18 protein-coding genes are annotated in these 18,243 nt (G+C 71.1%); 8 read left to right on the plus strand and 10 right to left on the minus strand.

What is annotated here, in order from left to right:
• Nucleotides 1–13: 13 nt before the first annotated feature.
• From ACWCHM_RS29135 to ACWCHM_RS29145, 3 genes are all read right to left on the minus strand, one after another.
• Entirely contained in the window at nucleotides 14–1,237 is a 1,224-nt protein-coding gene (locus ACWCHM_RS29135; RefSeq protein ID WP_454220582.1) for a sensor histidine kinase, read from the minus strand.
• Nucleotides 1,238–1,277: 40 nt separating this feature from the next.
• Entirely contained in the window at nucleotides 1,278–2,789 is a 1,512-nt protein-coding gene (locus ACWCHM_RS29140; protein WP_204958286.1) for a sugar transferase, read from the minus strand.
• 328 nt (nucleotides 2,790–3,117) lie between these two features.
• Entirely contained in the window at nucleotides 3,118–3,978 is an 861-nt protein-coding gene (locus tag ACWCHM_RS29145) for an Fpg/Nei family DNA glycosylase (RefSeq protein ID WP_454220583.1), read from the minus strand.
• 24 nt (nucleotides 3,979–4,002) lie between these two features.
• Between ACWCHM_RS29145 and ACWCHM_RS29150 the strand changes: the two genes are divergently transcribed.
• Complete coding sequence (locus ACWCHM_RS29150) at nucleotides 4,003–5,277, plus strand: glycosyltransferase (protein WP_454220584.1); 1,275 nt, start codon at nucleotides 4,003–4,005, stop codon at nucleotides 5,275–5,277.
• A 210-nt stretch (nucleotides 5,278–5,487) separates the two neighbouring features.
• On the opposite strand, the gene ACWCHM_RS29155 is transcribed toward ACWCHM_RS29150, so the two are convergent.
• The 4 genes from ACWCHM_RS29155 to ACWCHM_RS29170 are packed head-to-tail and all read right to left on the minus strand — an operon-like array spanning nucleotide 5,488 to nucleotide 7,232.
• Nucleotides 5,488–5,688 carry a hypothetical protein gene (locus ACWCHM_RS29155; protein ID WP_454220585.1) on the minus strand — a complete coding sequence of 67 codons (201 nt, stop codon included), beginning with the start codon at nucleotides 5,686–5,688 and terminating at the stop codon, nucleotides 5,488–5,490.
• Between the two features lie 2 nt (nucleotides 5,689–5,690).
• The gene (locus ACWCHM_RS29160; RefSeq protein ID WP_454220586.1) at nucleotides 5,691–6,860 is read right to left on the minus strand and encodes a helix-turn-helix domain-containing protein; all 1,170 of its coding nucleotides are present in this window, start codon (nucleotides 6,858–6,860) and stop codon (nucleotides 5,691–5,693) included.
• Nucleotides 6,847–7,017, minus strand: coding sequence for a hypothetical protein (locus tag ACWCHM_RS29165; protein WP_219465289.1), 171 nt, complete (start codon nucleotides 7,015–7,017; stop codon nucleotides 6,847–6,849). Before ACWCHM_RS29165 ends, ACWCHM_RS29160 begins: the two co-directional genes overlap by 14 nt.
• Nucleotides 7,014–7,232, minus strand: coding sequence for a hypothetical protein (locus ACWCHM_RS29170; protein WP_454220587.1), 219 nt, complete (start codon nucleotides 7,230–7,232; stop codon nucleotides 7,014–7,016). The genes ACWCHM_RS29165 and ACWCHM_RS29170 overlap by 4 nt, the downstream gene beginning before the upstream one ends.
• Before the next feature lie 145 nt (nucleotides 7,233–7,377).
• Here ACWCHM_RS29170 and ACWCHM_RS29175 point away from each other — a divergent pair, with 145 nt between their 5' ends.
• The 4 genes from ACWCHM_RS29175 to ACWCHM_RS29190 all read left to right on the plus strand — a co-directional run bounded on the left by ACWCHM_RS29175 (nucleotide 7,378) and on the right by ACWCHM_RS29190 (nucleotide 9,357).
• Nucleotides 7,378–8,259 carry a helix-turn-helix domain-containing protein gene (locus tag ACWCHM_RS29175; RefSeq protein WP_454220588.1) on the plus strand — a complete coding sequence of 294 codons (882 nt, stop codon included), beginning with the start codon at nucleotides 7,378–7,380 and terminating at the stop codon, nucleotides 8,257–8,259.
• A gap of 15 nt (nucleotides 8,260–8,274) precedes the next feature.
• Nucleotides 8,275–8,448 carry a DUF397 domain-containing protein gene (locus ACWCHM_RS29180; RefSeq protein WP_454220590.1) on the plus strand — a complete coding sequence of 58 codons (174 nt, stop codon included), beginning with the start codon at nucleotides 8,275–8,277 and terminating at the stop codon, nucleotides 8,446–8,448.
• A gap of 148 nt (nucleotides 8,449–8,596) precedes the next feature.
• The gene (locus tag ACWCHM_RS29185) at nucleotides 8,597–8,767 is read left to right on the plus strand and encodes a DNA-binding protein (protein WP_454220591.1); all 171 of its coding nucleotides are present in this window, start codon (nucleotides 8,597–8,599) and stop codon (nucleotides 8,765–8,767) included.
• 398 nt (nucleotides 8,768–9,165) lie between these two features.
• Nucleotides 9,166–9,357, plus strand: coding sequence for a DUF397 domain-containing protein (locus ACWCHM_RS29190; protein WP_454220593.1), 192 nt, complete (start codon nucleotides 9,166–9,168; stop codon nucleotides 9,355–9,357).
• Nucleotides 9,358–9,594: 237 nt separating this feature from the next.
• Here ACWCHM_RS29190 and ACWCHM_RS29195 read toward each other — a convergent pair whose 3' ends face one another.
• Both ACWCHM_RS29195 and ACWCHM_RS29200 read right to left on the minus strand, forming a co-directional pair.
• Complete coding sequence (locus ACWCHM_RS29195; protein WP_454220595.1) at nucleotides 9,595–10,680, minus strand: tetratricopeptide repeat protein; 1,086 nt, start codon at nucleotides 10,678–10,680, stop codon at nucleotides 9,595–9,597.
• A 647-nt stretch (nucleotides 10,681–11,327) separates the two neighbouring features.
• A complete protein-coding gene (locus ACWCHM_RS29200; protein ID WP_454220596.1) occupies nucleotides 11,328–11,822 on the minus strand; it encodes a MarR family winged helix-turn-helix transcriptional regulator in 495 nt (164 codons plus the stop codon).
• A 157-nt stretch (nucleotides 11,823–11,979) separates the two neighbouring features.
• Here ACWCHM_RS29200 and ACWCHM_RS29205 point away from each other — a divergent pair, with 157 nt between their 5' ends.
• Together ACWCHM_RS29205 and ACWCHM_RS29210 are read left to right on the plus strand one after the other, a co-directional pair.
• A complete protein-coding gene (locus tag ACWCHM_RS29205) occupies nucleotides 11,980–13,833 on the plus strand; it encodes a DEAD/DEAH box helicase (RefSeq protein WP_454220598.1) in 1,854 nt (617 codons plus the stop codon).
• On the plus strand, nucleotides 13,830–14,393 hold the full coding sequence (locus ACWCHM_RS29210; protein ID WP_454220600.1) for an SWIM zinc finger family protein: 564 nt from the start codon (nucleotides 13,830–13,832) through the stop codon (nucleotides 14,391–14,393). Before ACWCHM_RS29205 ends, ACWCHM_RS29210 begins: the two co-directional genes overlap by 4 nt.
• An 89-nt stretch (nucleotides 14,394–14,482) precedes the next feature.
• On the opposite strand, the gene ACWCHM_RS29215 is transcribed toward ACWCHM_RS29210, so the two are convergent.
• Complete coding sequence (locus ACWCHM_RS29215) at nucleotides 14,483–15,643, minus strand: tetratricopeptide repeat protein (RefSeq protein ID WP_454220602.1); 1,161 nt, start codon at nucleotides 15,641–15,643, stop codon at nucleotides 14,483–14,485.
• Nucleotides 15,644–15,945: 302 nt separating this feature from the next.
• Here ACWCHM_RS29215 and ACWCHM_RS29220 point away from each other — a divergent pair, with 302 nt between their 5' ends.
• Entirely contained in the window at nucleotides 15,946–18,204 is a 2,259-nt protein-coding gene (locus ACWCHM_RS29220; RefSeq protein WP_454220604.1) for a CHAT domain-containing protein, read from the plus strand.
• The last annotated feature ends 39 nt before the right edge of the window (nucleotides 18,205–18,243 follow it).

Genomic DNA, 18,243 nt, shown 5'->3' on the forward strand with positions numbered 1-18,243 from the left:
CCGGTCCGCTCGTTCACGCGCCGGCCCGTACGCCGGGGTGGAACTTCGGGATCCGCAGGCTCACCTTCGTACCCGAACCGGGGCCCGTCTCGACGACCAGGCCGAACCCGTCGCCGAACACCGAGCGGAGCCGCTCGTCGACGTTGGAGAGGCCGACGTGCTGGCCCGGGTCGTCGGTCGGGTCGCTGCCGGCCCTGCTCAGCTCGGCGATCCCCGCGGTCAGCGTGGCCGGGTCCATCCCCACTCCGTCGTCCTCCACAGTGATGTGACACTCGGCACCCGCGTCCCGGGCCTCGATGCTCACCATGCCGGTACCGGGCTTGCGCGACAACCCGTGTCGTACCGCGTTCTCCACAAGCGGTTGCAGGCACAGGAACGGCAGGGTCACCGGCAGCACCTCCGGGGCGACCTGCAACCGCACCTGCAACCGGTCACCGAACCGGGCCCGTTCGATGGTCAGGTAGCGATCGATGGAACGCAACTCCTCGGCGAGGGTGGTGAACTCCCCGTGCGCCCGGAAGGAGTACCTGGTGAACTCGGCGAACTCCAGGATCAGCTCCCGGGCCCGCTCCGGGTCGGTGCGCACGAACGACCCGATCGCGGTCAACGCGTTGTAGATGAAGTGCGGGCTGATCTGCGCCCGCAACGCCCGGATCTCGGCGCGGGCCAGCCGCGCCCGGGACGAGTCCAGCTCGGCCAGCGAGAGTTGGTTGCCGGCCCAGTGCGCGGTCTCCAGGGTGGCCTGCACCAGGCCCGGCGCGGGCGGCCCGTCGGCGATCGCGACGAGCGCACCGACCACCCGGCCGTCGGCCGACAGCGGTGCCACCACCGCCCCCCGGACCAGGCAGTCCACCCGGTCGCAGTGCAGCTCCGACTCGCCCAGCACCGTCGACCGGCCGGTCTCGGCCACCCGCCGGGCCGCCGCGAGCAGTTGCCCGCCGTGGTGTCCGCCGCGCCCGTCGAGGGCGAGCAGCGTGTCGGCGTCCGTCAACGCCAGCCCGGCCGCCCCCACCAGGGCCCGCAGATGGCGTACGGCCTTCGCCGCGCCCGCCGGGTGCAGCCCGGTACGCAGCGGCTCGGCGGCCAGCCCGGCGGTGTGCAGCACCTCGTAGGTGGCCCGCTGGGTGGCGGTGGCGATGCCCCGTCGACCGCGTAGCCGCAGCGCCGCCCAGAGCGCGGCGGCGAGCGCGGTCACCAGCGAGACGACGCCGACCACGGCGGAGAGGTTGCCACCCACCCCGCGATCCTGGCCTGTCCGGCCCGCCACGCCAAGGGGTTCAGTACGCGCCCTTGCGGGCCAGCACCACACCGACCGTGCGCCACAGGATGCTCAGGTCGTACGCCAGCGACCAGTTGTCGACGTAGTAGAGGTCGAGCCGGACCGCCTCGTCCCAGGACAGGTCGGAACGGCCGGACACCTGCCACAGCCCGGTCATCCCCGGCCGGACCAGCAGCCGCCGCCGCACGTCGCCGAGGAAGTCGCCGTCGTCGGCGGGCAGCGGACGCGGCCCCACCAGCGACATCTCCCCCCACAGCACGTTGATCAGCTGGGGCAGCTCGTCCAGCGAGGAGGCCCGCAGGAAGCGGCCCACTGGGAACACCCGGGGGTCCTGCTTCATCTTGAACAGCATGCCGTCGGTCTCGTTCTGGTCGACCAGGCCGGCCAGCCGTTCTTCGGCGTTGACGTACATGGTGCGGAACTTCCACACCCGGAAGGTCCGCCCCTCGTGGCCCACCCGGGGCTGGCGGAAGAAGACCGGCCCGGGGTCGGACAGCCGGATGGCCAGCCCGATGGCGAGGAAGACCGGGACGAGCAGCAGCAGGCCCAGCCCGGCGGCGATCCGGTCCATCAGGTTCTTGGCCAGCAGCGCCGGCCCGGACAGGGTCGGCTCCTCCACGTGCAGCAGCGGCAAACCCTCGATCGGGCGGATGTGCACCCGGGGGCCGGCGATGTCGGTGAGCTGCGGGGCGACCACCAGGTCGACGCCGGAGCCCTCCAGTTGCCAGGCCAGCCGGCGCAGCTCACCCGGTTCGGCGCTGGCCGAGCCGCAGACCGCGATGGTGTCCCCGCCGACCTCCCGCACCAGGGCCAGTACGTCCCGGCCGGCGTACACCGGGACGGGGGTCTGGATGCCCCGGGCGGCGGCGTACCCGTCGGTGATGTGGATGGCCACCGGCACCAGGCCGGCGCTCGGGTTGCGGGTGACCGCCGTGTAGACCTCCAGGCACTCCGGCAGGGTGCCCACCAGCACCATCCGGTGCCCGGCGTGCCCGGCCCGCCCCCGGATGCGGTGCAGCACGAACCGCGCGGTGATCCGGAAGAGGAGCACCAGCACCAACGCCCCGGCCAGGGCGAAACCCACCGTGTAACGCGAGAGGTCGGTCTTGGTGGCGAAGGCGACGAACGACACGGTCGCGGTGACCGCGACACCACCCCGGATGACCCGCTTGTACTCCTCCGGCCCGAGGCCGAGGTAACGCCTGTCGTAGGCCCGGTTGCCCCAGAGCGCCACCAGCCAGCCGAGCGGCACCAGCAGGAAGACCACCGTGTAGAACCAGGTCGGGTCCGCCTGCGCGTTGTAGAAGCCGGCCCGTGCCTGACCGAACGCCTCCTGGGCGATCCAGTCGGCCAGCACCACGGCGGCGAAGTCGAGCAGCAGCAGCGCCGCCGTGTACGGGCGGTGCCAGCGGGACACCCGACGTCGGGCGCGGGCCCAGGCCGACCGGGGCACCCCGTTGTGTGACGGCGGTGTCGGCGGCTGGATCTCGAAGCTGTCGACGTGCCGCACGAGTTTGCTCCGGCCTGTGTTGGTTACCGGGCGCTGGAGGCTTGTCGTCACCTCAACCCATGTCCTCCCGCATGACTCGCGCCGCTCACTCGCCGTGAGGGGCCCGGGTCGCCCACCGTTCCAGTCTCCCACGCTGGCAGCGGGTCAAACGCGGAGCCGGGGGGCTTTGCGTCTGGGGTCGCCAACGGGGAACCGGCCGACTTCACGTCAGTTTTCGAAGCCGGGGACCGAGCCACTATACCGATGGACGGCCACCGGGGTAGAGCGCGGACGGGGACGTTCCGCGCGCCAGGGACGATACCTCTCCGTAACAATGGCGCGGTGTGACTCACCGTACGAGACGGGACAACCGACGGTCAGCGAGCGGTTTGCCCCCGGTCTGGCAGGTCGGGCAGTACTGGAGGCTGGAGTCGGCGAACGAGACCTCCCGGACGGTGTCGCCACAGACCGGGCAGGGCAGCCCGGTGCGGGCGTGCACCTTCAGCCCGGACCGCTTCTCGCCCTTCAGCTCCGCCGCCCGGTGCCCGGCCGAGCGGCGTACCGCGTCGCCCAGCACCGTCCGGGTCGCGGCGTGCAGGGTGGCGAGCTGGTCGTCGGTGAGCCGGTCGGTGATCGCGAACGGGGACAGCTTCGCCGCGTGCAGGATCTCGTCGGAGTACGCGTTGCCGACCCCGGCGAGCACCGCCTGGTCGGTCAGCACCCCCTTGACCTGCCCCCGTCGGCTGCGCAGCCGTTCGGTGAAGGTGGCCAGGTCGGCGTCGAGCGCGTCCGGCCCGAGCTTGGCGACCCCGGGGACCTGCGCCGGGGCGGTCACCAGGTAGGCGGCGAGCTTCTTCTGGGTGCCCGCCTCGGTGAGGTCGAACCCGGAGCCGTCGTCGAGGCGTACCCGTAGGGCGATCGGGCCCTTGCCGGGGCGTAGCGGGGTGGTGGAGGGGAACGCCTCCCGGTAGTGCAGCCAGCCGGCGCGGGCCAGGTGCACCACCAGGTGCAGGTCACCATCGAAGATCACGTCGAGGAACTTGCCGTGCCGCCGGGCGTCGGCCACCGCCCGGCCCGACACCGCCGTGGGCGCCGGGTCGTACGTCTTCAGGGCGCTGATCGCGGCGACCTCGACCCGGTCGACGCGTCGCCCCACGGCACGCTCGCGCAGGTACCCCGCGAGCGCCTCCACCTCCGGTAGTTCGGGCACGAGCCAACGGTAGCCTTCTTTCCCGTGAGAATCGTGGTGGCGCACAACCGGTACCGGGAAGCCCAGCCGTCGGGTGAGAACACGATGGTCGACTCGGAGATCGGGCAGCTCACCGCAGCCGGGGTGGAGGTGCTGCCGTTCATCCGCAGCTCCGACGAGATCCCGTCGATGCCGAAGTCGGCCAAGGCGCTGCTGCCGATCTCACCGATCTACGCCCCGCGTGCCCAGCAGGAGCTGTCCCGGCTGCTCACCGAGCACCGGCCGGACGTGCTGCACCTGCACAACCCGTACCCCCTGCTCTCGCCCTGGGTGGTGCGGACCGCGCACAAACATGGCGTGCCGGTGGTGCAGACGGTGCACAACTACCGGCAGGTCTGCTCGTCGGGGATCTACTTCCGCGACGGCGTCATCTGCCAGGACTGCAAGGGCCGGGCGCTGGCGGTGCCGTCGATCGTGCACCGCTGCTACCGGGACTCGCGGGCGCAGAGCGCGTTGATGGCGGCCACCCTGGCCGTGCACCGGGGCACCTGGCGTTCGGTGGACCGGTTCATCGCGCTCACCTCGGCCATCGCCGATCACCTGACCGACTACGGCATCCCGGCCGAGCGGATCGTGGTCAAGCCGAACGCGGTACCCGACCCGGGCGCACCCACCCCGCTCGGCGAGGGCTTCCTCTATCTGGCCCGGCTGACCCCGGAGAAGGGCGTCGACCTGCTGTTGGACGCCTGGCGGCGGCACCCGGTGGGCAGCCTCGGCACGCTGCGGGTGGCCGGTGACGGCGAGCTGCGTCCGCTGGTCGAGGCCGCCGCCGCCGAGCGTGCCGACGTCGTCTACCTGGGCCAGCTCGACCGGGCCGGGGTACGCGCCGCCGTGGAGGCGAGCGCCGTGGTGATCGCCGCCTCGATGTGGCACGACGTGCTGCCCACCGTGATCATCGAGGCGTTGGCCAGTGGCCGGCCGGTGCTCGGCACCGCGCTCGGCGGCATCCCGTACCTGGTCGGCGCGGACGTCCCGCACGAGCCCGCCGGCACCGGCCCGGCGGCTGTCGCCTCGGCGGTCGCCGGTCACGCCCCGCCGCCGGCCGGTCCGCCGGCGGTCCCGGCCGGCCTGCTCGGCGGCACCGCCGGCTGGGTGGTCCCGCCGGACCCGGCCGCGTTGGCCGCCGCGCTCCCGGTCGCGCGGGCCGGTGCCGCGCTGCTCTCCGCCCCGGCCCGGCTGCGGTACGAGCAGACGTTCCACCCGGACGTGGTCCTGAAGCGCCACCTCGCCATCTACGCCTCCCTCACCCGCCCCCACTGACCGGTCGCCGCCAGCGGCAGACCTGGCGGGATCTCGGTGGAAGTGACCCCGACAGGATCCCTTTCCGGCACCAGACGCCTGCCGCTCTGCTCCTGCGCCTGGTGGCCTGGTGGCCTGGAAGGGCGGTCGGGCGTGTCGCGGCTGGTGGGCATAACTACTCGAAGCGATATGACTGGCTGGCATATTTATGCCGGACAGTCATATCGCTCTTCAGCACATGTGTCTCTTGGCGCTCTCCTCGGCGGTGCGGACAGCGGCGGCAGCCTGGATGACGTTGTGGGCGGCGGTCGACACCCGGCAGTCCGCGACCCGGCAGAGCCGGCAGCGGCCGTCGGGGTCGGCGCGGTGCGCGCGGGCGGTGAGGACCAGCCGGTTGCGGATCTGCGCCAGCGACAGGTGCGGCGCGGTCATGGTCAGGTCACCCCGAGGGCGGCGGCGAGCGTGACGATCGTGGCCGGGGCCTGCGGGGTGCGGGCCACCCGGGCGAGCACCTCCCGAACGGCGGGCCGGTGGCGTACCTCGGCCGGGGCCATCCGCTCGGCGTCGGCCAGCACCCGGCCGGCGTTGGCCGCGTCGATCAGGTGCGCCGCCCGGTGTTCCAGCGGCAGCCACCGCCAGGCGTCCCGCCGGGTCGCCCGCTCGTGCCAGGCCACCGCCTCGCCGGCCTGGCCCAGGTCGAGGGCGGCGGCGGTACGGGCGAGGTCCACCGCCGTCGGCCCGAACGCCGTCCGGTGGTGGTCGTGGCCGTCGCCGACCTGCGCGGCCATCCCGGCGGCCTCGTCGAGCAGGCCGGTGGTGGCGCGGTCGTCGCCCCGCCGGGCCGCCCCCAGCGCGGCCTGCACCAGCAGCGCCCCGCACAACGACAACTCGCCGGGGCCACCGTCGTCGGGGCCGGACAGGGCGATCCGGTACGCGGCGGCGAGCGACGCCGACACCGCCGCGCGGGCCCGCCCCGAGGCACGGAACACGTGGCAGAGTTGCACCGTGGCGGCGGCCACCAGCAGGGGATCGCCGGCCCCGGTGGCCATCGCCCGGTCGGCGGCCAGCCAGCCCAGGTCGGCCTCGCCGAGCTTCACCAGCAGGGAGGCGGTGAGCCGGTACACCTCCACCAGTAGCGGTCGGTTCGACTCGTGATCGTCGGCGGAGATCCGCTGCACACCGGTCAGCAGGCCCGGCAGCACGTCGACCACCTGCGGGTACCTGGCGTACTGGAACTGCACCCAGGCGTGCCCGACGTCCCGCACCACCCGGCCGGCCGGCACCGCCGGGCGGGTCGCCGGTCGCCCGAGCGCCATCTCGTACGTCGACAGGGCCGCCCGGATCCGCTCCACCCCCTCGATCCGGGCGGTCGTCGTGGCGGGTCGGGCGTCCCGGCCGAGCAGCACGGCGGTGTCGATCCGCAGCACGGCGGCGATGTCCCGCAACGTCGACACCTTGTCCAGCGACCGGACACCCCGCTCGATCTTGTCCACCCAGGATTTCGACCGGCCGAGCCGGTCGGCGAACACCTGCTGCGACAGTTGCCGCCGCCCCCGCCAGTACGCCACCCGCCGGCCGACCGGCAGCAGTTCACTGCTGTCCACGACGCCACCGCCGGTCCGGTACCGCCCGGGTGGTCTCCTCGGCCGGTATCCGCTCCGCCTCGGCCTGGGCGAGTATCCGTTGCCGGGCCGCCTCGCGTTCCGCCGCCTGGATCTGCTCGCCCCGGTCGTCGTGGTCGGGCCCGCGCCGCGCCGTCACGACCAGCACCCCGCCCGGTATTCCCCGGCCAGGGTCAGCAGCGGCCGTTCCGGCAGGTCGGGCACCCGCGCCACCCCTGTCACCCGGTACGCCGCGACGCGTTCAGCGTGGTTCGTCGCCGGCCGGAGGCGGTCCAGCGGGTTCACCCGCCGTCGGAACGGCCAGCACTTCGCCAGCAAACCGGAGCGCGTCAGGTGCTTCGCATGCCGAGCCATGGGACCTCCCGAGGTGTAAGGACTTCTGCACTGAGAGTGACAAAGTTGATTCGAGAAGTCTAGACTTCCATGGAAGATTCTTGGTAGACGTTCTGAGTTCGCTCCGTGGTTCTTGATCTCGGAGGTGGAAAGGAGAACACTGGCTGTGTTCACGATCCTGGAGGTAGACGTGGCGAGGGCAAGCGGCCCGACGATCGCACGGTGGCAACTCGGTCGGGAGCTGCATCGGCTCCGCGAGGCGGTTGGCGTCTCGCATAGGGAGATCGCGACGGAGCTGGGCTGCTCGGAATCGAAGATCTACAAGATCGAGTCGGGCGATGTTGGCGTCAGCCGGGCCGATGTGCTCGTGATGCTGACCCACTACGGCGTCAGCGACGAACGGACGCGACAGGCCGCTCTCGATCTTCAGCGTCAAGGCAAAGAGCGCGGTTGGTGGGCGAAGTTTGGACAACTCCCGAACCCGTACAGCATGTACATCGGGCTGGAGTCCGCAGCGACGGCGATACGAAACTTCGAGTTGGCGGCCGTGCCGGGCCTACTCCAGACCGAGCGATACGCCCGAGCGATTTTCGATCAGCAACGGATGACCGAGGCGGTAGCCGAACGGGAGAAGCGACTCCAGGTGCGGATGGCGCGGCAGGTCTGTCTTACCGAGGAGCCGTTGCTCAACCTCTGGACGATCATCGACGAAAGTGCACTCCACCGCGAGGTCGGCGGACGGGAGGTGTTGCGGGAGCAACTCCTGCACCTGGTGGAGATGAGCGAGCGCGACAACATCGACATCCAGGTACTTCCCTATGTCGAGGGTGCCCACCCGGGAATGCTTGGCTCGGTCGCCATCCTGGAGTTCCCGCAGGACGTCCATACTCCGGTCGCCTACGTCGAGAGCTTCGGCGGTGACGTGTATCTGGAGCGTGAGGAGGACATGCGTCGAGTTACCCTGGCCTATACACACCTGCACAGCTCGGCGCTCAGCTCGACAAAGTCTCGTCAGATGATCGCCGAGGTAGCCAGGAGCCTGGCGTAGAGAGGGAGGCCGGTCGTGGAGCCGAAGTGGCGCAAGAGCAGCAGGAGTCAGAGTAACGGCCAGTGCGTCGAGGTGGCCAACCTCCGCAACGGGGTGGCCGTACGGGACAGCAAGGACAAGTCCGGCACCACGCTCGCCTTCGATGCCCAGGGCTGGCGCACCTTCGTCGACTCCCTCAAGAGCAACTGACGCCGCCGCTCGTACCGACTGCGGCAGTGACACGCCCCGGCCCCCGTCTCGGCGGCCGGGGCACCCTGCTCTCCTGCCACGTCGAGGCCCGGTAGTGGCCTGGCGGAGGAAGCTCTACGGCAGTGCCGAGCTTCAACAGCGACTGGGCGTGTCGCGCGTCCGCATCGTCCAGCTCACCAGCCGGCCCGACTTCCCCGAGCCCTTCGACCGGTTGGCCGGCGGATCGGTCTGGCTGGTGCACGACGTGGAAGCCTGGATCACCGACCACCAGCCATGGAAGGCCCGAGGCGCGGACGAACCCCCGCCGCCCGACATCTGAAGCGGCCCAAACCCGTGGGCCGAAGTAGCGGTATCCCGGTGCAGTCGATACCCAACTTCGCCCCAACCGAGTCGACCAACGCAGGTCACAAAGACCAAGAACACAAACCCCCTAAACCACCGCGAACCCCCAGTGCCCGAACCCGACCTTCCACCGTGATCAAGAGGTTTGCGTCATCTAGGAGATCAAAGTTGACGCAAACCTCTTGATCATCGGTGGCGGGTGACGCAAACCTCTTGATCACCAGGGGCAAATGCTGGCGAGGAGGCGGATCTGCGATGCCAGACCTACGTGCAGGTGACGAAGAACGGGCCTACCGGCGGATGAAGGGCGCTGACCCTACCCTGTAGACGATGTTCGATCTGGCGGATAGCAGGCGAGATGAAGTAGAGGCTGACATGTCGAACCCGGACCTCACCGGCGCGGTGTGGCGCAAGAGCAGCCGGAGCGACGCCAACGGTCAGTGCGTCGAGGTGGCCGACCTCCGCAACGGGGTGGCCGTCCGGGACAGCAAGGACAAGTCCGGCCCCACCCTCGCCTTCGATGCCCAGGGCTGGCGTACCTTCGTCGACTCCCTCAAGCACAACTGACGCCGCCCGTCATACCGACTGCGGCAGTGACTTGGCCCCGGCCCCCGTCGGGGAAACCGGGGCGGGCTGCTTTCTCACCTCGTTGAGGCTCGACGGTGGGCTGGTAGGCACCGGAACCATCGCTGTCCGAGATCGAGGGCAGCCCGTAGCGCATCTGGCCCACCCCCGACGTCATGGCCACCCTTGGCTGGTGCCCGGCGCTCGCCGACAGCGAGCATTTCGTAGCCAGGCTCTTGATTACCGGCGCTTCGCGCGTTCCTGGCGTAGTTGTTCGAGGACGCGGGTGTCGGCTTCGAGGTCGGGGTGGTCGACCTGCCGGTCGAGGTCGACGACCTGTTCGAGTTCGCGGATCGCCTGGTCGAGGTCACCGTCCGCCCGGTGGACCATCGCGATGTTGTACCGGGTGACGGCTTCGCCGGCCCGGTCGCCGACTTCCCGGCGGATGGGTAGGGCTTGGTGGTAGTGGTCCAGGGCCCGCTGTCGATGCCCCAGGTTGTTGTGCACGTGGCCGATGTTGTGGAGGGTGGTGGCTTCGCCGGCTCGGTCGCCGACTTCCCGGCGGATGGGTAGGGCTTGGTGGTAGTGGTCCAGGGCCCGCTGTCGATGCCCCAGGTTGTTGTGCACGTGGCCGATGTTGTGGAGGGTGGTGGCTTCGCCGGCTCGGTCGCCGACTTCCCGGCGGATGGGGAGGGCTTGGTGGTAGTGGTCCAGGGCCCGCTGTCGATGCCCCAGGTTGTTGTGCACGTGGCCGATGTTGTGGAGGGTGGTGGCTTCGCCGGCTCGGTCGCCGACTTCCCGGCGGATGGGGAGGGCTTGGTGGTAGTGGTCCAGGGCCCGCTGTCGATGCCCCAGGTTGTTGTGCACGTGGCCGATGTTGTGGAGGGTGGTGGCTTCGCCGGCTCGGTTGCCGACCTCTCGGGTGATGGGGAGGGCTTGGTGGTAGTGGTCCAGGGCCCGCTGTCGATGCCCCAGGTTGTTGTGCACGTGGCCGATGTTGTGGAGGGTGGTGGCTTCGCCGGCTCGGTTGCCGACCTCTCGGGTGATGGGGAGGGCTTGGTGGTAGTGGTCCAGGGCCCGTTGCCGATGCCCCAGGTTGTTGTACACGCTGCCGATGTTGTGGAGGGTGGCGGCTTCGTTGCCCCGGTCGCTGGCCTGCTGGTACATAGTCAGGGCCTGCCGGTAGTCCTCCAGCGCCGTCCGGGGTCGACCGGTCGACGACCGCGCCCAACCACGGTCGTAGAAGGAGCTGGCGTCCGGGCCGAGGGTCAGGGTCGCGGTGGCCATAGCCTCGACGGCGGCGAAGCGCGAGGTACCCAACCACACCTGACCCACCCGGTGACCGACATCCCGGGCGATCCGCGGCTGCCGACCGGCGACCGCGAGCCGGTGCACCTCCACGTGTCGGGCGAGCGTGGTCGTCGCCGGGGGAGTGGCAGGGCGTGGTCCTGCCGGTTCCCGGTCCGCGATGCCCGCTCCCACTCCGCTCCTCCTGCTGCCTCCGGTGGTCGACGCCACGGTTGCCGAGGGGCGGACCATGGCGTCATCCGCGTGGGGTGGTGACACGGTCATCATCGTTCTTACCCCGGTGGCCGGGGCACGGCCAGTGAGTCGGAAAGCCGTCACCTGAGCCGGGTTCGCCGGGCGACCCCGGGACGCGCCTGCGGCAGTGACCTGCCCCGGCCCTCGTCCCGACAGCCAGGCAGGCGCAAAACCCGTGGAAAGAAGTAGCGGTATTCCGGTGCGGTCGATACCCCAACTTTGCCCCAAACGAAGTCGACCAAGGTGGACACCAAACTCAACGGCGCCCCCGACACCACCCCCCGACACCACCCCCGACCTCCTTCCCGCCAAATCGCCCGGAACTCTCGCCCTACACCCCGGTGATCAAGAGGTTTACGTCATCGGGAAGATCAAAGTTGACGCAAACCTCTTGATCACCCGGCAGATCCGAGGGGGTGGGCGCGGGGCGGTCAGGGGGTGGCGGAGCGTAGCCGTTCGACCTCTGCCGCCGCGCTGACCTGGAAGACCTCGATGAACCGCAGCAGCGTGCGTAGCTCCTCGTCGTCGAAGGCGGCCAGGTCCTGGAAGGTCCGCGCGGTCAGGCCCGCGTAGTAGGCGTCGATCCGGTCGAGCCCCTCGCGGGTCGGCTCGATGAGGACGCGCCGCCGGTCGTTCGGGTCGGGTGTGCGGCGGACGCAGCCGGCGTCGGCGAGCCGGTCGATCATCCGGGAGGCCGATCCGGGGGTGATGCCGACCTGCCGGGCGAGCACCCCGGCCGTGGTCGGGCCGTGCTGCTGCAACGCGTGCAGGCAGTGGAAGTCGCTCACCACCACGCCCATCCGGCTCGCGACCAGGCTGTTGATCTGGATCAGGTGGGTGATCCAGTCCGGCAGCCGGCGGACGACCTCCTCGGCGAGCGGGTCGGTGCCGGCCCGGTCTGCCTGACCCGTTTCCCGCGTGGTCATCGCGGAGCCGGCGCGTGGGGCATAATTCCTCCTATCGTTGCGCGGCGCAACTGTTGCGTCCCGCACTCATCATTGCACCCTCCCCGACCTAGGAGTGGGTCTTGCCCCGTTGCTCGCCGAACCGACGCCCCGACCGACCCCGACGAGGGGCTGGACGATGACCGACCTGCCCGGCACACTCCAGGCCACCTTCGTCCCCGCCGAGAACGCGATCGCCTGGTGGGGCGTCACGCCGCTGACCGGGGCGATCCGTGCCCACGGCCTGCCCGAAGGCCGCTCCGGCGTCTGCCGGCTGGCCCTGCCGGTGGCCGGCCGGATCGCCGTGACCAGTGTCGCGGTGCAGCTCGCGGAGCTGGACGAGGCGCTGCCGGCCCTGCGTACGCTCGACCCGGGCGCGACGGTCGGCGAGTCCGTCCGGGCCTGGCGGGACGCGGCCGGCCTGTCGCCGGGTGACGCCGAGGGCTACGCCACGCTGGGCACCCGGATGCCGGTGGCGGCCCATGCCGTGGTCAACGACGACGGCACCGCCATCACCGCCGCGTCCGCCCTGCTGACCCGGTTCCGCCAGGCGGTGACCACCCGGGACGCCCTGCGCGGCACCGACATCCGGGCGACCCTGCGGCCGTACCAGATCGACGGGGTGGCCTGGCTCGCCGCCCGACCCGGGCTCGGGCACGGCGGCGTGCTCGCCGACGAGATGGGCCTGGGCAAGACCCTCCAGGCCATCTGCCTGCTCGCCACCCGCCGCTCGCCCGAACCGCACCTGGTGGTCTGCCCGACGTCCCTGGTCGGCAACTGGCGCAGGGAGATCGCCCGCTTCGCCCCGGCCGTGCCGACGGTCAGCTACCACGGTGCGGACCGTCGGCTGCCCGACACCTACCGGCCGGGAACGGTGGTGATCACCAGCTATCCGGTGCTGCGCCGTGACGAACCGTTGACGGCCACCGACTGGGACGTGGTCGTCCTCGACGAGGCGCAGCAGATCAAGAACCCGGAGGCGTTGGCCAGCCGGGCGGCGGCCCGCCTGTCCGCCCGCTCCCGGATCGCCATGACCGGCACGCCCGTGGAGAACCGGCTGGACGAACTCTGGTCCCTGCTGCACGTGACCAACCCCGGCCTGCTGGGCACCCGCGCCCGGTTCCGGCAGCGGTTCGTGACGCCGATCGAGCAGCGCCGCTCCGTCACCGCCGCCACCGCCCTCGGCACCATCGTCCGGCCGCACCTGCTGCGCCGTACGAAGGCCGAGGTGGCGACCGAACTGCCAGCCAAGCAGTATTCGACGACGATCTGCACCCTCACCGACGAGCAGGCCCGGCTCTACCGGGAGGCGGTGGACCGGGCGTTCGCCGCCGGCCTGGGCGTCGGCATCGAACGCAGCGGACGGGTTTTGGCCCTGCTGACCTCGCTCAAGCAGATCTGCAACCACCCCGCCCAGTTCCTCCGGGACGGTCCCGCCCGGCCGGGGCGCTCCGGCAAGTTCGACCGGGCGACCGAGATGCTCACCGAGATCGTCGAGGACAACGACCGCGCGCTCGTGTTCACCCAGTACCGGGCCATGGGCGGCCTGCTCGCCGACCACCTGACGGACAGCCTGGGAGTGGGCCCGGTCCCGTTCCTGCACGGTGGCCTCCCCGCCGCCCGGCGCGACGAACTCGTCCGGGCGTTCCAGGAGGACGACGACGCTCCCGCCGTGCTCCTGCTCAGTCTGCGGGCGGCCGGCTTCGGCCTGAACCTCACCCGGGCCAGCCACGTCATGCACTACGACCGCTGGTGGAACCCCGCCGTCGAGGAACAGGCGACCGACCGGGCGCACCGGATCGGCCAACAGCGCACCCTGAACGTCTACACCCTGGTCACCGGCGGCACCATCGAGGACCACATCGCCCGGCTGCACGACAGCAAGCGAGGGCTCGCCGAGATCGTCTCCGGCGACGCCGAGGCGGCCCTGTCCCGGCTGTCCGACGACGAACTGCACGCGGTGCTCGACCTCGACCCGGGAGGCTCCCGTTGATCCCCGCCGAGTTCGGCGCGACCCCCTGGGGCCGCTCCTGGGTGCGTACGGTCGCCTCGACGGCCGCCGTCGGCCCCAACGCCCTGCTGCCGAAAGCGCGCAGCCTCGCCCGCAACCACGCGGTCACCCTGTCGGCCGACGGCGGCCACCTGGAGGCCGACGTACGGGTGTCGGGCGTCGGCAACCGGGTCCGCCTGGTGCTGCCGCCCTGGCCCGTCGAGACCCGGGACGAGGCGACCCGCCTGATCGCCACGGCGCTGGGGGACAACCGCGGGCTGGCCCCCGGCGACCTGCCGGACAGTCTCGACGGCGACTTCCGCCGGCACGGCATCAGCGTCGGCGTCGGGCTCGACGAACTGGTGTCCGAGTGCGACTGCCGGAGTCGCCGCCGCCCCTGCCTGCACGTCCTGGCCACGATCTATGCGTTGTCCCAGCTGGTCGACGAGCGGCCGGCACTCGCCGTCGAGTTGCGGATGTCGCCCGCCGCGCTCGCCCCGCCGCTGGACCCGGACTGGGTTGCGCTGGCCGACGTCGACCCGGCCAGCTTCTACGGCGGCTGAGACCCGGTCACCCGGCGGACCCGCCCGACCGCCACAGCCGGGCGACGCGCGACGCCCGTCGTGCGGCCCGCTGCGGGAGGGCATCGCCCCTACGGGCCTTCCGCGCGTTGCTGGCGGAGCTGCCGCAGGAGAGCGCTGTCGGCTTCGAGGTTGGAGTGACCCATCTGCCGGTCGAGGTCGACGACGCGTTCAAGTTCCCGGATCGCCTGGTCGAGGTCGCCGTCCGCCCGGTGGAGCCGGGCGATGTGGTACCGGGTGGTGGCTTCACCGACCCGGTCGCCGACCTCGCGCCGGATGGGGAGGGCCTGGCGGTGATGGTCGAGGGCCCGCTGCCGGTCCCCCAGCGTGTGGTAAGCCGCGCCGATGTTGTTGAGGATGGCGGCCTCGCCGGCCCGGTTGCCGACTTCCCGGATGATGCGAAGGGCCCGGTGGAACTGGTCGAGTGCTCGTTGAAGATCTCCCGACCTGACGTACGCGTCGCCGATGTTGTTGAGGACGGCGGCCTCACCGGCCCGGCTGCCGACGTCCCGTTGGATGGTGAGGGCCTGGTGGTAGTGGTCGATGGCCCGCTGCCGGTCCCCCAGCCTTTCGTACGCCGTGCCGATGTTGTTGAGGGTGGTGGCTTCGCTGGCCCGGTCGCCGACCTCCCGTTGCAGGGGTAGGGCCTGCCGGTAGTGCTCGATGGCCCGGTGCGGGTCCCCCAGGTTGTTGTAGATGGAGCCGATGTCGGTGAGGGTGGTGGCTTCGCCGGCCCGGTCGCCGACCTCCCGCCGGATGGTGAGGGCCGGGCGGTAGTAGTTGAGGGCCCGGTGCGGGTCTCCCAGACTGCTGTAGACGGCGCCGATGCTGTTGAGAGTGGTGGCTTCGCCGGCCCGGTCGCCGACCTCCCGTTGGAGGGGGAGGGCCTGGTGGTAGTAGTCGATGGCCCGCTGCCGGTCCCCCACGTCGAAATACAGGTGACCGGTTTTGCTGAGGGTGGCGGCTTCGTTACCCCGGTGGCCGGCCTGCCGGTACATGGTCAGGGCCTGCCGGTAGTCCTCCAGCGCCGGCCCGGGCCGACCGGTCGCCGACCGCGCCCATCCCCGGTCATAGAAGGAGCCGGCATCCGGTCCCAGGGTCAGGGTGGCGGTGGCGAGGGCCTCGACGTCGGTGAACCGCGAGGTGGGCAGCCACACCCGACTCACCCGGTCACCGACGTCCCGGGCGATCTGCGGCTGCCGCCCGGCGACCGCGAGCCGGTGCACCTCCACCAGGCGGGTAACGGTGGCCGTTGCAACGGAGACGGGCGTTTCCCGATCCCGGCTCTCCGATGCCACAGCGCTCCTCCTGATGCTCCCTGTTGCCGGCCCGGTCACCACCGGACCGTGACACCACCCGGCAAGAGGCAGTGAACGTTCTACCCGCCCGGACACGGCCGGTGAGTCGGAAAGCCGTCACCCGAGGCGGGTCCACATAGCAGTTGCGGGACGTGAGGGAAACGTACAGTGGCCACCCAAGGTCCACCGTCGACTACCCGGCGCACTGAACTGACCACCACGACGGGGATGGGCAGATGAGCACCTTCGACCTGGAGGTCTTCGAGCAGACCTCCCATCACTACGAGCTGCGGCTGTCCGCCGAGGGCCAGCCACTTCGGGTCCGCGGTCTGGACCGCGCCGCGGTCGACGAGCTGCTTACCCTGGTACGCCGTGACTACAGCACCGACGCCACCGCCTACAAGGTGTACGGCGCGGCCCGGCTGGCCGAGCTGGGAACCCGGCTAGCGGAGTTCCTCGACGGCGATGAGCGGTGGCTGACCCCGATCCTGGCCGGTCGCACCGGGGCGGTGCTGCGGATCACCGCCGAACAGCGACTGCGGCACCTGCCGTGGGAGTTGCTGGCCCGGCAGGGGGCGTTCTTGACGGTGGCCGGGCGGGCACCGCTGTTGCCGGTCCGGACGGTCGGCACCCACGCGGCGTTGACCGGCCAGGTTGCGCCGGGTAACCGGCCGTTGCGGGTGCTGTTCATGGCGGCCTCGCCCGAGGGTGTGGAGCCGGTGCTCAACTTCGAGGCCGAGGAGGCGGCGATCCTGGCCGCGACCCGACGTACCGGCACCGATCTGGTGGTCGAGGAGAGCGGCAGTCTGGAGGGGCTGCGGTTCCTCAACCGTGACTACGGGCCCGGCCACTTCGACGTGCTGCACCTGAGCGGACACGCCACCACCGCCGGCGGACAGCCGTTCTTCCTCCTGGAGGACGAGTACGGCAGGCTCACCCGGGCGACGGCCGACCAGCTCGCCGAGGCGATGCAGGGCCACTGGCCGAGGCTGGTGTTCGTGTCCGGCTGCCTGACCGCCGACGCCCCCGACGGCGGCGTGTTCCCGTCGATGAGTGAGAGCCTGGTCGCCGCCGGTGCCCCTGCGGTGCTGGGCTGGGCGCTGCCGGTCGGGGACGTCTCCGCCACCGACTTCGCCGCCGCGCTCTACCAGGCCCTGGCCGACGGCGGGTCGTTGGACCGGGCCGTCGTCGCGGCCCGCCGTCACCTGTTCCACGAGCGCAAGAGCAGCTACTGGCATCTGCTCCGGATCTACGCCGACCGGTCCCCGCTGGCACCCCTGGTCACCCCGCTGCACACCAAGGGCCGTAAGCGGTTGCAGGTGCGCGCCGCCGACCAGCAGTTCCTGGACCCGCAGACCCAACTGTCCCGGGTCGCGTCCCGCGCCGAGTTCGTCGGCCGGCGGCGGGTCATCCAGCGCTGCCTGCGCGTTCTGTGGCAACCCGCCGACACCCCCGGCGCGGCGCAGGGCCTGCTGCTGGCCGGCATGGGCGGGCTCGGCAAGAGCAGCCTCGCCTCCCGGCTCCTGGAACGCATGCCCACCCACCAGCGTGCCGTCTGGTACGGCCGGGTCGACGCCATCAAGTTCCGCGAGCTGACCAGCAAGATCCGCTTCGACAGCCTCGACCAGAGCATCGAGGCCGCCGCACTGCTCGACAACGAGCAGGTTCCCCTGTCGATCCGGCTACGGCACCTGCTCGACGTCGACGGGCCGCTCGGCGACACGCCCTGCCTGTTCGTGTTCGACGACTTCGAAACCGGCAACCTCGACACCCGCGACGACGGCAGCCGGGTCCTCGCCCCGGCGATGGCCGAGATCCTGCCCGCCCTGCTGGCCGCCATCCGCGACACCGGCAGCCCGAGCCGCGTCATCATCACCAGCCGCTACCGCTTCCCCACCCCGGTTGGCACCACCATCGCCGTCGAGGCGCTGGAAACCCTCACCCCGGTCGAGCAGACCAAGAAGATCGCCAACCTGACCAACCTGCGCCCCGAATCCATCATCAACCCCACCATCCGGATCCGGGCGATCGAGGCCGCAGCCGGCAACCCCCGCCTGCTCGACTGGCTCGACCGGATCGTCGACGATGCCACCCTCGACGTCGACGGCCTGCTCACCGCCATCGAGAACGAAGCCGACCGGTTCCGCCGGGAAACCGTCCTGGCCGACAACCTGCTTGACTCCCAACCCCTCGAACTGCGCCGGATGCTCGCGAGGATCAACGTCGTCGAACTACCGATCCCCGCCGCCACCGTCCACGCCCTGCACCCGCACCCCGACGCCGCCCGGCACCTGCGGCGGGCCGTCGAACTCGGCCTGCTCGAAGAGGGCACCGACCCGGAGAGCCGCGAGCCCCGCTACTTCGTTTCCAACCTCCTGCACCCCCTCGTCCGCCCCCTGCTCACCGATGAGGAGCACATCCAGGCCTGCGCCGACGCCGCCAAGTCCCTCTATCAAATCTGGGTCCTCGACCCCACCCCCGCCGATGGCCACTGACCCGAAGGTCCTCGCCTGTTGGGTCGAGGTGCATCGGCT

This window comes from Micromonospora sp. SCSIO 07396 (assembly GCF_053667945.1).

Coding starts and splice junctions, on each gene's coding strand:
- ACWCHM_RS29155 (WP_454220585.1), bottom strand. CDS start 5,688: ATGACCGCGCCGCACCTGTCGCTGGCGCAGATCCGCAACCGGCTGGTC.
- ACWCHM_RS29170 (WP_454220587.1), bottom strand. CDS start 7,232: ATGGCTCGGCATGCGAAGCACCTGACGCGCTCCGGTTTGCTGGCGAAG.
- ACWCHM_RS29190 (WP_454220593.1), top strand. CDS start 9,166: ATGTCGAACCCGGACCTCACCGGCGCGGTGTGGCGCAAGAGCAGCCGG.
- ACWCHM_RS29200 (WP_454220596.1), bottom strand. CDS start 11,822: ATGACCACGCGGGAAACGGGTCAGGCAGACCGGGCCGGCACCGACCCG.
- ACWCHM_RS29205 (WP_454220598.1), top strand. CDS start 11,980: ATGACCGACCTGCCCGGCACACTCCAGGCCACCTTCGTCCCCGCCGAG.
- ACWCHM_RS29220 (WP_454220604.1), top strand. CDS start 15,946: ATGAGCACCTTCGACCTGGAGGTCTTCGAGCAGACCTCCCATCACTAC.